The sequence below is a fragment of the Streptomyces sp. NPDC091371 genome, assembly GCF_040684275.1.
Lineage (GTDB): Bacteria > Actinomycetota > Actinomycetes > Streptomycetales > Streptomycetaceae > Streptomyces.
The window spans coordinates 416,490-429,627 of record NZ_JBFBFP010000002.1 but is presented as its reverse complement, the minus strand read 5'-3'; the positions used below and the strand labels follow the sequence as shown (position 1 = coordinate 429,627).

The window sequence follows — 13,138 nt, the reverse complement described above, 5'->3', positions numbered from 1 at the left end:
CCGCCGCCCGTCACGACTGAAGGCCCCCGCGCAGCGCGCGGGGGCCTTCAGTGCGTTCGGGGCTGGACGGGCTAGCCCAGCGGGTGCATCCAGCCGTGGGCGTCGGCGGCGTGGCCGGTCTGGAGCTCCAGCAGGGCCTTGCGCAGGCGCATGGTGACCGGGCCGGGCTCGCCGTCGCCCTGGGTCCAGTTGGCGCGCTCGGACTTGACCGAGCCGACCGGGGTGATCACAGCGGCGGTACCGCAGGCGAAGACCTCGGTGAGGCTGCCGTTCGCATTGTCGCGCTCCCAGTCCTCAGTGGTGATCCGGCCCTCCTCGGCGGTGTAGCCGAGGTCGCGGGCGATGGTGAGGAGGGAGTCGCGGGTGATGCCCGGGAGGAGCGAGCCGGTGAGCTCGGGGGTGACGATGCGGTCGCCGTACACGAAGTACAGGTTCATCCCGCCCATCTCCTCGATCCAGCGGTGCTCGACCGCGTCGAGCCAGACCACCTGGTCGCAGCCGTGCGAGGCGGCCTGGGCCTGGGCGACCAGGGACGCCGCGTAGTTGCCGCCGGTCTTGGCCGCGCCGGTGCCGCCCTTGACGGCGCGGACGTACTCCTCGGAGAGCCAGACGGAGACGGGCTTCACGCCGCCCGGGAAGTACGCGCCGGCGGGCGAGGCGATGACGATGAACAGGAACTCGTTGGCCGGGCGGACGCCGAGGCCGACCTCGGAGGCGAACATGAAGGGCCGCAGGTACAGCGAGGCCTCGCCGGAGTCCGGAACCCAGGCGCGGTCCTGCTGGATCAGGGCGTCGCAGGCCTGGATGAACAGCTCGGTCGGCAGCTCCGGCATGGCCATGCGGCGCGCGGAGGACTGGAAGCGCTCGGCGTTGGCCTGCGGGCGGAAGGTGGCGACGGTGCCGTCGGGCTGCTTGTACGCCTTGAGGCCCTCGAAGATCGTCTGCGCGTAGTGCAGGGTCATGTTCGCCGGGTCGATCGACAGCGGGGCGTACGGGACCAGCTCGGCGTCGTGCCAGCCGCGGCCCTCGGTCCACTTGATCGTCACCATGTGGTCGGTGAAGTGGCGGCCGAAGCCGGGGCTGGCCAGGATCGCCTCGCGCTCCGCGTCGGACAGCGGGTTCGAGGAGGGCTTGAGCTCGATCGTGGGCGTCGTCATGAGTGCTTGTCCTTCACCGGTTGTGTATGGCGGACCGCGCTCACGGCGTACTAGGACGTCCGAGCTTCCCCGCATTCCGCGGCCTCGCGTTCGATTATCGCGCGCACGAGGACTTCGGAGAAGCGGGGGTAGCGGCCCAGGGGAGATGGTGGCACCCGGGGCCGCGCAGGAAAAGCCGCCGGGTCCCCTATGTGACCCGACGGCTTCCTGGAGTGGTGCGGCCGGGTCAGCCGGCTACGCGCGCGGCGAGGGCGTCGCCGATCTCGTCGGTGGAGCGGAAGGTGCCGTCGCGCTCCGCGAGGTCGGCGGAGACCGCGTCCTCGATGCGGACGGCCTGGGCCTCGTAGCCCAGGTGGCGCAGCAGGAGGGCCACGGAGAGGATCGTCGCGGTCGGGTCGGCCTTGCCGGTGCCCGCGATGTCCGGGGCCGAGCCGTGGACGGGCTCGAACATGGACGGGAACGCGCCGGTCGGGTTGATGTTCCCGGAGGCGGCGAGGCCGATTCCGCCGGTCACGGCGGCGGCCAGGTCGGTGAGGATGTCACCGAAGAGGTTGTCCGTCACGATGACGTCGAAGCGCTCGGGCTGCGTGACGAAGAAGATCGTCGCGGCGTCGACGTGCAGGTAGTCGGTGGTGACCTCGGGGTACTCCTGGCCGACCTTGTCGAAGATGTTCTTCCACATGGTGCCCGCGTACACGAGGACGTTGTTCTTGTGGACCAGGGTCAGCTTCTTGCGGGGGCGGGCGTTGGCCCGCTCGTACGCGTCGCGGACGACGCGCTCGACGCCGTACGCGGTGTTGATGCTGACCTCGGTGGCCACCTCGGCGGGGGTGCCGGTGCGCAGGCTGCCGCCGTTGCCGGTGTAGGGGCCCTCGGTGCCCTCGCGGACCACGATGAAGTCGATGTCGTGATCGCCGGCCAGCGGGGTGGCCCCAGAGGGATTGAGCGCAGTCGGGAAGAGCTTCGACGGGCGCAGGTTGATGAAGTGGTCGAAGGCGAAGCGGAGCTTCAGCAGCAGGCCGCGCTCCAGCACGCCGGACGGGACCGACGGGTCGCCGATGGCGCCCAGCAGGATCGCGTCGTGGTGCTTGAGGGCTTCGAGCTCCGCGTCCGGGAGGGTCTCACCGGTGCGGTGCCAGCGCTGGGCGCCGAGGTCGTATTCCTTGGTCTCCAGCTTCACATCCTGGGGCAGGACCGCGGTAAGGACCTTGAGGCCCTGAGCCACGACTTCCTGGCCGATGCCATCACCGGGGATCACTGCGAGATTGATGCTGGTCGACATGGCGAAACCGTACTCCCTGTCCCAGCCCTCAGACATATCGCGTCCACCATCTGGACGCTGGATCGCAATATGTCCGATGAGCGGGTTGGTCAGTGGCCGGTCGATCCGCCGTTGTCACGGCGGTCGAGAGCCCGCTGGAGGGCGGCGGCGGCGTTCTTGCGGTCGACGTCGGCCGGGGAGGAGCGGCGGACGCGGCGGGCTGCGGTGGTGACGGTGTTCATGGGGATGCGACTCCTTGAGATCACGGCGTGGCGGGGCCACGGATGAGGGGTTCCTTCAAGGCGCCGGAAGAGGCGGGGAGCGGTGCGCCGCAGGGGTTGCCTGCCGGGGGCGCGCGCTCTCTACCGCCATTCGCCTGATCGGCGACACGTTCGGCTTCTACAAAGCTAGGGCAGGTCCCGCTGTCTGTCTCCGCAATTACTCGGACTTCCTACTATCTGAGACGCGGAACCGCCCGGAAAGCCGCTCAGGGGGCTCCGTTTTCAGCCGTTCGCGGAGCGAAGTTCCCTGATCAGAGCCCTTACGGCGGAGGTGGAAGCAGATTCCGGCGTGGTGACGTACCCCACGCGCCTCACCGGCCCCCGGGGACCCAGACCGGTGATGTCGACCGCCCCGGTCGCCTCCCGGAGGGACAGCTCGGGCATGATCGCCATCCCGAGCCCGCGGCCGACCATGGTCAGCACCATCGCGTCGTCCTCGGCCTTGACGGTGGCCCGCGGGATCCAGTCCTGCGCCAGCCACCAGGAGCGGGTGTAGGAGCCGCAGTTCTCGTCCCAGTCCATCAGCGGCAGCGCCTTCGGGTCCGGATGTCCGGCCGGGTGCACCAGGGCGTACGCCTCCTCCACGAGCACCCCGCTCAGCAGGCCGGGCGGCAGGTCCTGAGCGCCGCCCAGGGTGGCGATGCCGAGGTCCGCGCGGCCCGCGGCCACCTCCCCCGCCGTGCCGGGGCCGATCTCCCGGACCACCCGGACCTCGGGACGGATGCCGGGGTGCCGGGCGGCGAGCCGCTCCAGGGCGGGCGGCAGCAGGTGCAGGGCCGCGCTGCGGAAGGCGGCGATGCGGAGCACCCCCTCCGCCGGGTCCGCGCCCCGGCCCGCGGCACGCGCCTCCGCGCCCATCACCTCGTACAGCCGCAGGATCCGGCGGGCGTGGCCGACGGCCCGCTCCCCGGCCGGGGTGGGGCTGGCCCCGGCCCGGCCGCGCTCGAAGAGGACCGTGCCGAGCTTGCCCTCGCTGCCGCGCACCGAATGCGAGACGGCCGACTGGGTGAGGCCGAGCGCGCCGGCCGCGGCGGAGAAGCCGCCCGTCTCGGCGACGGCGACCAGGACCCGCAGTTCCTGCGGCCCCAGTTCGGCGGCTGCCATGGCCTTCACCTCGTTCTATGAGCGTCGTTCATGGACGTGCGGCTTCCATGAGGCGAACCCCCTGCCCGGCCCGGTGATTCCCTCCTAGCGTCAGGGCCATGACCACGAACACCGCTTACGCCGTCCACCAGATCGCCCGCCCCACCGGCTTCCCCGAGGCTTCCGACTTCACGTACGTCCGCACCGCCGTACCCGAGCCGGGGCCCGGGACCGCCCTCGTGCAGAACCTGCTGCTCTCCGTGGACCCTTACCACCGCGGAATGATGGACGGCGGCGACGGCGGATTCGCGCTCGGCACCCCGCTGGAAGGCCGCTCCGTGGGCCGGGTCGTCGCCTCCCGCGACCCCGGCCTGGCGGAGGGCGACCTGGTCTTCCACCGCGCGGGCTGGCGCACGCACGCCCTCGTCACCCTCGGCGTGGACGGCACGCGCAGGCTGCGCGGGCACGAGGGGGTCCCCCTGGAGGCGTACCTCTCCATCCTCGGCGGCACGGGGCTCACCGCGTACGCCGCCCTGACCCGGACCGCGGCCCTGCGCGAGGGCGAGGACCTCTTCGTCTCGGCCGCGGCCGGCGGGGTCGGCACGGCCACCGGCCGCATCGCCCGGCTGCTCGGCGCCCGCCGGATCATCGGCAGCGCCGGCTCGGCGGCGAAGGTCCGCCACCTGACCGGGACCCTCGGGTTCGACGCGGCCTTCGACTACCACGACGGCCCGGTCGGCGAGCAGCTCGCGCAGGCCGCGGCTGTCAGTGGGGGCGGTATCGACGTGTACGTGGACAACGTGGGCGGCGAGCACCTGGAGGGCGCGATCGACGTGCTGCGCGAGTTCGGGCGGATCGCCTGGGTCGGCGCCCTGTCCACCTACAACGGCGACCGGTCCCCCGCCGCGCCCCGGAACCTCTTCGAAGTCGTACACAAGTCACTGCGGCTGGAAGGGGTATTGGTTCGCCATCACACCAATCTCCAGGACGAGCTGGAGGACTTCCTCGTCCCGCATCTGCGCAGCGGCCGGATCGGCACCGACACCACGGTTGTCCAGGGGTTCGACCACACGGTGGACGCCTTCCTGGGCCTGTTCCGAGGGGACAATCTGGGCAAGATGCTCGTGCGGATCAACGACTGAATCCAGCCACCCGGATGTTCACCGAGTTCTTACCGCACGGATGTAGACCTTTGCAGCGGCTGCCGCCACTCTGTGCGTCAATGTGCCAACCGGGCACTGGAGTTGGAGGCGAGGACTCAGTGACACCGATCAGCCGCAGAGGTTTCGTGGGAATCGGCGCGGGACTGGTGGCGGGGGCGGCCCTGCCCCCGCTCCTGCCGACGACGGCGGCCGCTGCCGCCGCGACCGGCACCATCACCGACGTGAAGCACGTGGTGATCCTCATGCAGGAGAACCGCAGCTTCGACCACTACTTCGGCAGGCTGAAGGGTGTCCGCGGCTTCGGCGACCGCGCCGCCGGCAACATCCCGGGCGGCTGGGGCACGTTCAACCAGTACAACTGGGGCGGCCGGCAGTACCCGTGGAAGCTGTCCGCCACCCCGCCGGCCGGCGGGGCCGACAGCGAGACCCTGGCCCAGTGCACCGGCGACCTCCCGCACAGCTGGGGCTCGCAGCACGGCGCCTGGAACAAGGGCCGGATGGACAACTGGGTCACCGCCGTCGGCAAGACCCACACCCTCGGCTACCTCGACCGCGGGGACATCCCCTTCCACTACGGGCTCGCCGACAACTACACCATCTGCGACGCCTACTTCTGCTCCACGCTCAGCGCGACCGGCCCGAACCGCACGTTCCTGTGGAGCGGCAAGATCGACGCGGGCAGCAAGGACGGCGGCGAGGAGTCCGGGCTCACCTGGGAGACGTACGCGGAGGCCCTGCAGCGGGCCGGGATGACCTGGAAGGTCTACCAGAACGCCCAGGACAACTACGGGGACAACGGGCTCGCCTACTTCAAGAAGTTCACCGACGCCAAGCCCGGCGACCCGCTGTGGGACCGGGGCATGGGCTCGGTCCCGAAGGCCACCGGTTCCACCCCGGACGACATCGCCGCCGCCATCCGCGCCGACGTCGTCGCCGGGACCCTCCCGCAGGTCTCCTGGGTCGTGGCGAACGAGGCCTTCTCCGAGCACCCCTACGCCCCGCCCGGCGACGGCGCGCACTTCGTGGACCTGGTCTACCGGGCGCTCGCCGCGAACCCGGAGGTCTTCGACTCCACCGTCCTCTTCCTCAACTACGACGAGAACGACGGCTTCTTCGACCACGTGGCCCCGCCCGTCGCCCCGCCGGGCACCCCGGGCGAGTACATCGACGGCACCCCGATCGGGCTCGGCTTCCGCGTCCCCATGCTGGTGATGTCCCCGTGGACGCGCGGCGGCTGGGTCAGCTCCGAGGTCTTCGACCACACGTCCGTGCTGCGCTTCATGGAGACCTGGACGGCCGCCCTGGGCACCCCCGCCACCTGCCCGAACATCAGCGCGTGGCGCCGCAAGGTCGTCGGCGACCTGACGGGCGTCTTCGACTTCGCGCACCCGGTCTACGGCGTGCCGGCCGGCCTCCCCTCCACGGCCAAGGTCATCGGCCAGTCGACCTGCGGCCCGCTGCCCAACCCGGCGCCCCAGGACAACGCCCTCCCGGCGCAGGAGGCCGGCACGCGTCCCGCCCGTTCCCTCCCCTACCAGGTGAACGGCAACATGGACCGGCTGGAATTCGGCGCGTCCGGCAAGATCCTGGCCTGGTTCTCGATGACCAACCAGGGCACCGAGGCGAAGCGGGCGGCGCACTTCTCGATCCACCCGCACCAGTACCGGGACACGGCCGCCTGGCAGTACACGGTGGACCCGGGCGCCGCCGCCTCCGACTACTTCAACATCGGGCTCGGCCACGGCTCCGGCAAGTACGACATCTCCATGTACGGCCCGAACCGCTTCCTGCGCCGCTTCCTCGGCGACGCGACGAAGCCGGGCAAGTCCCTGGAGGTCGCGGCCCGCTTCGCCGTCGAGCCGGGCACGGGCAAGACGGCGGTCTACTTCAAGATGACGAACGCATCGGCGGCCCCGGTCACCTTCACGATCCGCTCCAACGCCTACCGCACCGACGGCCCATGGACCTACACCGTCCCGGCGAACTCCTCGCGCGAGGACTACTTCAACGCGGTGGCGTACAGCAACGGCTGGTACGACTTCACGGTCCTCGCGGACTCGGACGGCACCTGGTCGCGCCGCTACACGGGCCACATCGAGACGGGCGCCGCCAGCGTCTCGGGCTCGTAGCCCCCGACGGCTACAGCACGTCCCCGTCGCGCCAGTCGAAGTCGAGCCGCCCGGCCGGATCCAACCGGACCCCGCCGGGCGGCGTCCACACGTAGGTGGACCCCTCCTCGTCCGGGAGCCGCACCGGCCCGTCCGGGGAGAGCGTCCCAATCCGGCCCGGCCACACGGCCCAGCCGCGGCTGAGGTACAGCCCGGCCCCGTCCTCGGACGCCGAGAGCGCCCCGAGCACGTAGGCCCGACCGATCACCGCCTCCAGCGCGGCCATGACGGTGTTCCCGTACCCCCGGCGCCGATGGTCGGCCCGTACGGCCACCGCCTCGACGTACCCGGTCCGCAGCGCCCGCGCCCGGTGCAGGACCCGCCGCTGCACCACGCTCCCGTGCGCGACGAGCCGGCCGTCCTCACGGACCAGCACGTGCATCCCGCCGAGCGCGTGCTCGAAGTCCTCGTCGGCGAAGTCCCCGTCGAACGCCGCGTCGAGCAGGTCCCGCACCTCACGCAGCTCACCGGCGGCCAGCTCCGAAGTGTGCGCGGTCCGCGTGTCCATCACTGCTCCAGCCAGTCGGTGTACCAGGTGCGGAAGTCCGGGCTCTCGGGCACGCAGCTCCCGAAGTCCTGGTCCACGTGCCAGACCTGGCCGGCCCGGGGGCCGGTGACGACGAGCCGGGAGTACGTGCCGCAGCCGTGGTCGGCGAGGACGAGCGTGCCCCGGGTCACCCCCTCGCGCTCGTCGAACCGCCGGTTCGCGTCAAAGGGCCGCGGTTTGTCCATCGGGCAGGGCGCGGCCAACCGTCCCGGCTGCCGGTCCTGCTCCCACTCGTCGTCCACCGCCCAGTCGTCGGCGGGGCGCGGGGTGAGCAACGGCATCAGCCCGTACCCGGGACCGGCCGGGCCGTCGCCGACGGTCGCCACGAAGGCCCGGTACGAGGCCGGCAGCCGGATCCCGTGTTCGTCCTCGAAGGCACGGATCCGGGCCTCCGGGAGCGGCGGGGACAGCTCGTACCCGTGCCATCCGTCGTCCCTGCTCCTGGGGCCGCGCGCCGCCCTCTGCCGCAACCGTGCCCGCACGGCGTCCGCGTCCCAGTCGCTCATCCACGGACCGTAGCAAGGCGCGCATTGCGGACGCGAGGTGATTCGGGGCTGCCGGAATCGGCCGACGCGGCTCTGGCGGTCTGGACCATTGGCTCGGCAGACTCGCCCCATGTCGCCCGATACCGAAGCCTGGACCCCGATCCACGGCCAGCCGTACCGCCCCGCCGCCTACCGCCCCGCGCGGATGCCGACCGCCGAATCACTCGCCCGAGCAGCCGAGTTGCGCGCCCGGATGGACGAGCGCCGCACCGTGCGCCACTTCTCCCCCGACCCCGTGCCCGAGCAGGTGGTCCGCGACGCCATCGCGTGCGCCGCGACCGCGCCCTCCGGGGCGCACCAGCAGCCGTGGACGTTCGTGCTGGTCAAGGATCCCGCCGTGCGGGAGCAGATCCGGGCCGCCGCCGAGCAGGAGGAGGAGCTCTCCTACGACGGCCGACTCGGCGACGAGTGGCTCGCCGCCCTGCGCCCCCTCGGCACGGACGCAGTGAAGACCCACCTCACCGACGCCCCGGCGCTCATCGTGGTCTTCCAGCAGCGCTACTGGCTCGGCCCGGACGGCGCGAAGCGCAAGCACTACTACGTCGACGAGTCGGTCGGCATCGCGGTCGGCATGCTCCTCTCCGCCCTGCACCTGTCCGGCCTGGCGGCCCTGGTCCACACGCCGAGCCCGATGCGCTTCCTCTCCCACGTCCTGCGCCGCCCCGAGAACGAGAAGGCCTTCGCGGTGATCCCGGTGGGCTACCCGGCGGACGACTGCGAGGTCCCGGACCTGGTCCGCAAGTCCCTGGACCAGGTCATCGTGGAGGTCTGACCGGCTCTCTCCGGGAATGGAAACCGCCCCCGCTCCGGACTTGGGGGTACCGGAACGGGGGCGGGGTTCAGCCGGGCGGGAGGTCAGCCCATGTGGGGGTAGCCGTACTCGGTCGGGGCCACCAGGGTCTCCTTGATGGAGCGGGTCGACGTCCAGCGCTGGAGGTTGGTCGCCGCGCCGGCCTTGTCGTTCGTGCCCGAGGCGCGGCCGCCGCCGAAGGGCTGCTGGCCGACCACGGCGCCCGTGGACTTGTCGTTGATGTAGAAGTTGCCCGCCGCGAAGCGGAGCTTCTCCATCGCGTCCGCGGCCGCGTAGCGGTCGGCGGCGATGATCGAGCCGGTCAGGGCGTAGGCCGAGACGGACTCCATCTGGGCCAGCATCGCGTCGAAGTCGGCGTCCTCGTAGACGTGCACGGCGAGGATCGGGCCGAAGTACTCGGTCGTGAAGACCTCGTTCTCCGGGTCGGTGCAGGCGATGACGGTCGGGCGGACGAAGTAGCCCTCCGAGTCGTCGTACGTGCCGCCCGCGATGATCTCGCAGGTCGGGTCGGCCTTCGCGCGGTCGATGGCGGCCTTGTTCTTCGCGAAGGAGCGCTCGTCGATGACGGCGCCGATGAAGTTGGTCAGGTCGCGGACGTCACCCATGGCGATGCCGTCGACCTCGGCCGCGAAGGCCTCCTTGAAGCCGTCGTTCCAGATGGAGGCCGGGACGTAGGCGCGCGAGGACGCCGAGCACTTCTGGCCCTGGAACTCGAAGGAGCCGCGGGTCAGGGCGGTCTTCAGGACGGCGCGGTCCGCGGACGGGTGCGCGACGACGAAGTCCTTGCCGCCGGTCTCGCCGACCAGGCGCGGGTAGGACTTGTACTTCTCGATGTTGTTGCCGACCGTCTTCCACAGGTACTGGAAGGTCTTGGTCGAGCCGGTGAAGTGGATGCCGGCCAGCTCGGGGTGGTTCAGGGCCACCTCGGATACGGCGATGCCGTCTCCGGTCACCAGGTTGATGACGCCCTTGGGCAGGCCGGCCTCCTCCAGCAGCTCCATGAGGAGGACCGCGGAGTGGGTCTGCGTCGGGGAGGGCTTCCACAGGACCACGTTGCCCATGAGGGCGGGGGCGGTCGGCAGGTTGCCGGCGATGGCCGTGAAGTTGAACGGCGTGATCGCGTAGACGAAGCCTTCGAGCGGGCGGTGGTCGCTGCGGTTCCACACGCCGGCGGAGTTCGCGACCGGCTGCTCGGCCAGGATCTGGCGGGCGAAGTGGACGTTGAAGCGCCAGAAGTCGACGAGCTCGCAGGGGGTGTCGATCTCGGCCTGCTGGGCGGTCTTGGACTGGCCCAGCATGGTCGAGGCGGCGAGCTTCTCGCGCCACGGGCCGGACAGCAGCTCGGCGGCGCGGAGGATGATCGCGGCGCGGTCGTCGAAGGACATCGCGCGCCAGGCCGGGGCGGCGGCGAGGGCGGCGTCGACGGCCTCCTGCGCGTCGGCCTGGGTGGCATTGGCGTAGGTGCCGATGACCGACTTGTGGTCGTGGGGCTGGACCACGTCGAAGCGCTCGCCGCCGCCCATCCGCTTGACGCCGTTGATCGTCATCGGGAGGTCGATCGGGTTCTCGGACAGCTGCTTGAGCTGCGTTTCGAGACGTGCGCGCTCCGGGGTGCCGGGGGCGTACGAGTGGACCGGCTCGTTGACCGGAGCGGGGACCTGGGTCACAGCATCCATGGCTCAGTTAACTCCTTGACCTGGGGTGGGCTAGTTCTTGGTGATCATCGAGCGGACGAAGAAGAGGAGGTTGGCCGGCTTCTCCGCGAGGCGGCGCATGAAGTAGCCGTACCAGTCCGTCCCGTACGCGGTGTAGACGCGCATCCGGTGGCCTTCGGCGGCGAGCCGCAGGTGCTCCTCGCTGCGGATGCCGTAGAGCATCTGGAACTCGTACTCGTCCAGCTTGCGCCCTGCCGCCCGGGCGAGCTCCTGTGCGATGGCGATCAGGCGCGGGTCGTGCGACCCGATCATCGGGTAGCCCTCGCCCTCCATCAGGATCTTCATGATGCGGACGTATGCCTTGTCGATCTCGGCCTTGTCCTGGTAGGCGACCTCGGCGGGCTCCTTGTAGGCGCCCTTCACGATCCGGACGCGGCTGCCGGCGGCGGCCAGGCGGCGGGCGTCGGCCTCGGTGCGGAAGAGGTACGCCTGGATCACGCAGCCGGTCTGCGGGAAGTCCCGGCGCAGTTCCTCGTGGATGGCGAACATCGAGTCGAGGGTGGTGTGGTCCTCGGCGTCGAGGGTCACGGTGGTGCCGATGGCGGCGGCGGCCTCGACGACGGGGCGGACGTTGGCGAGGGCGAGCTCGTGGCCGCCCTCCAGTGCCTGGCCGAACATGGACAGCTTCACGGACATCTCGACGGTCTCGCCGAGGCCGAGCTCCGCGAGGCGCTCGATGAGCTGGAGGTAGGCGTCGCGGGCGGCGTGCGACTGGGCCACCTCGGTGATGTCCTCGCCGACGACGTCGAGGGTGACCTCCAGGCCCTTCTGCGTGAGGTCCTCGACGATCGGGATCACCTGGTCGACCGTCTCACCGGGGATGAACCGGTTCACCACGGGCTTGGTCACCGGGGCGGCAGAGACGATTCGGCGCATCTTGTCGCTGCGCGAAGCGGCGAGGATCACGGGACCCAGCACGGGGGCACCTCCAGCGGGTGGCAGAAGAAAAGCTCAAGTAAAACCTCCGTGAAACCTAAGGATCGCTTCGATGCTCTGCCATCGACAGCTGTCACGCATCCGTGTCCCGGATCTCATACATCTGTCTGAAGAGTCGGTGCGCGGGTGGGAGAATGTCCGGGTGAAGGGCGATTACCAGGACCTGGTGGACGAGATCTCGGCGCTGCTCGGCGCCCCGGCGACGCTGGAGAACCGGGACTTCCGCCTCATCGCCTTCGGCGCGCACGACAGCGAGGACGACGCGGCGATGGACCCGGTCCGGACCCGGTCGATCCTGACGCGGCAGTCGACGGCGGCCGTCCGCTCCTGGTTCGAGGGCTTCGGCATCGCCCGCGCCACCGGGCCCGTCCGGATCCCGGCGGCCCCCGACGCGGGGGTGTTCCGCGGGCGGCTGTGCCTTCCGGTGCGGTACCGGGGCATCGTGCAGGGTTACGTGTGGCTCCTCGACCCGGAGCCCGGCACCGCCCCCGGCACCGGCCCCGGGCCGGCGGCGCTGGACGCGGCGATGGAGGTGGCCGAGCGGATCGGGGTCCTGCTCGCCGAGGAGGCGAAGGCCGGGGCCGACCTCTCGCGGGAGTTCCTCGCGGTGCTCACGGCCGGGCGGGGCTGGCAGCAGGACATGGCGGTGGCCGCGCTGAGGCTCGCCCTGGGCCCGGGCGGCGACGGGCTGCACGCCGCGGTGTGCGTGGCCCCGTGGCCCGGGGAGCCTCCGGCCTCCGTTCCGGGCGCGGCGGCCGTGTGCGTGGTCCCGCGCGGGGCGGGGGGCGGGAACGACGGGGAATCGAACAGTAGCCCCGGCGGCGGCTCGGGCGACCTCGCCGTGCTGCTGCGGCTGCGCTCGCCCGACGCCCTGGAACCGGCCCTGGCGGCGGTGGCCCGGCTGCTCCCGCGCCCGGCCGGACCGGCCGGGTCCGCTGCACCGGCCGGGGCCCGCCCGATGGCCGCCGGCGTCGCCGAACCCGCGCGGGGCCTCGCCGGGCTGCCCGCCGCCTGGGAGCAGGCCGTCGCAGCGGCCCGGGCTGCCTCGGCGCAGCCCAGGCTCGGTCCGGTCGCGCGCTGGTCGGCCATCGGCCCGTACCGGCTGCTGGCCGCACTTGCCGCCGACCCGGTGAACGACCCGGCGGCCCGCCCCCTGTTGGACCCGGCCCACCGCGAACTGGCCCGTACGGCCGAGGTGTTCCTGGACTGCGCCGGGCAGGCGGGGCGCGCGGCGGCCGCCCTGGGGATCCACCGGCAGACCCTGTACTACCGGCTCTCGCGGGTGGAGCAGCTGACGGGGCTGGACCTGGACGAGGGCGAGGACCGCCTGTTGCTGCACATGGCCCTCAAGGCGGCCCGCCTGCACGGCTGATGCCGTGTACGACTCCAGACGTACGGCGGCACCGCTGACGTCCGGGCCGCGTCAGGGGTCGTCCCCGATGACCCGCCCCGGTCCGGCCGCCTACAGTCG

General features: G+C 71.5%; 12 protein-coding genes. 4 read left to right on the top strand and 8 right to left on the bottom strand.

What is annotated here, in order from left to right:
* Positions 1-71: 71 nt before the first annotated feature.
* The 4 genes from AB0O21_RS04775 to AB0O21_RS04760 all read right to left on the bottom strand — a co-directional run bounded on the left by AB0O21_RS04775 (position 72) and on the right by AB0O21_RS04760 (position 3,803).
* The gene (locus AB0O21_RS04775) at positions 72-1,157 is read right to left on the bottom strand and encodes a branched-chain amino acid aminotransferase (protein WP_365166192.1); all 1,086 of its coding nucleotides are present in this window, start codon (positions 1,155-1,157) and stop codon (positions 72-74) included.
* Positions 1,158-1,383: 226 nt separating this feature from the next.
* Positions 1,384-2,439 (bottom strand): 3-isopropylmalate dehydrogenase, encoded by a 1,056-nt coding sequence (locus AB0O21_RS04770; protein ID WP_365166189.1) that lies wholly within the window; start codon positions 2,437-2,439, stop codon positions 1,384-1,386.
* An 89-nt stretch (positions 2,440-2,528) separates the two neighbouring features.
* The gene (locus AB0O21_RS04765) at positions 2,529-2,660 is read right to left on the bottom strand and encodes a hypothetical protein (protein ID WP_365166187.1); all 132 of its coding nucleotides are present in this window, start codon (positions 2,658-2,660) and stop codon (positions 2,529-2,531) included.
* A 261-nt stretch (positions 2,661-2,921) separates the two neighbouring features.
* Complete coding sequence (locus AB0O21_RS04760; RefSeq protein ID WP_365166184.1) at positions 2,922-3,803, bottom strand: LysR family transcriptional regulator; 882 nt, start codon at positions 3,801-3,803, stop codon at positions 2,922-2,924.
* Positions 3,804-3,901: 98 nt separating this feature from the next.
* Between AB0O21_RS04760 and AB0O21_RS04755 the strand changes: the two genes are divergently transcribed.
* A complete protein-coding gene (locus tag AB0O21_RS04755; RefSeq protein ID WP_365166182.1) occupies positions 3,902-4,924 on the top strand; it encodes an NADP-dependent oxidoreductase in 1,023 nt (340 codons plus the stop codon).
* Positions 4,925-5,043: 119 nt separating this feature from the next.
* Positions 5,044-7,074, top strand: coding sequence for a phosphocholine-specific phospholipase C (locus AB0O21_RS04750; protein WP_365166179.1), 2,031 nt, complete (start codon positions 5,044-5,046; stop codon positions 7,072-7,074).
* Positions 7,075-7,084: 10 nt separating this feature from the next.
* On the opposite strand, the gene AB0O21_RS04745 is transcribed toward AB0O21_RS04750, so the two are convergent.
* Together AB0O21_RS04745 and AB0O21_RS04740 are read right to left on the bottom strand one after the other, a co-directional pair.
* Positions 7,085-7,621 carry a GNAT family N-acetyltransferase gene (locus AB0O21_RS04745; protein WP_365166177.1) on the bottom strand — a complete coding sequence of 179 codons (537 nt, stop codon included), beginning with the start codon at positions 7,619-7,621 and terminating at the stop codon, positions 7,085-7,087.
* Positions 7,621-8,166 carry an SMI1/KNR4 family protein gene (locus tag AB0O21_RS04740; RefSeq protein WP_365166174.1) on the bottom strand — a complete coding sequence of 182 codons (546 nt, stop codon included), beginning with the start codon at positions 8,164-8,166 and terminating at the stop codon, positions 7,621-7,623. Before AB0O21_RS04740 ends, AB0O21_RS04745 begins: the two co-directional genes overlap by 1 nt.
* Before the next feature lie 109 nt (positions 8,167-8,275).
* On the opposite strand from AB0O21_RS04740, the gene AB0O21_RS04735 reads away from it, so the two are divergent.
* Positions 8,276-8,977: a nitroreductase family protein gene (locus AB0O21_RS04735; RefSeq protein ID WP_365166171.1), complete on the top strand. Its 702-nt coding sequence runs from the start codon at positions 8,276-8,278 to the stop codon at positions 8,975-8,977.
* Between the two features lie 83 nt (positions 8,978-9,060).
* On the opposite strand, the gene pruA is transcribed toward AB0O21_RS04735, so the two are convergent.
* Both pruA and AB0O21_RS04725 read right to left on the bottom strand, forming a co-directional pair.
* Positions 9,061-10,692 (bottom strand): L-glutamate gamma-semialdehyde dehydrogenase, encoded by a 1,632-nt coding sequence (gene pruA, locus AB0O21_RS04730; RefSeq protein WP_365166168.1) that lies wholly within the window; start codon positions 10,690-10,692, stop codon positions 9,061-9,063.
* 30 nt (positions 10,693-10,722) lie between these two features.
* Positions 10,723-11,649: a proline dehydrogenase family protein gene (locus AB0O21_RS04725; RefSeq protein ID WP_365166166.1), complete on the bottom strand. Its 927-nt coding sequence runs from the start codon at positions 11,647-11,649 to the stop codon at positions 10,723-10,725.
* Between the two features lie 160 nt (positions 11,650-11,809).
* Between AB0O21_RS04725 and AB0O21_RS04720 the strand changes: the two genes are divergently transcribed.
* The gene (locus AB0O21_RS04720) at positions 11,810-13,039 is read left to right on the top strand and encodes a helix-turn-helix domain-containing protein (protein WP_365166164.1); all 1,230 of its coding nucleotides are present in this window, start codon (positions 11,810-11,812) and stop codon (positions 13,037-13,039) included.
* Positions 13,040-13,138 lie beyond the last annotated feature (99 nt).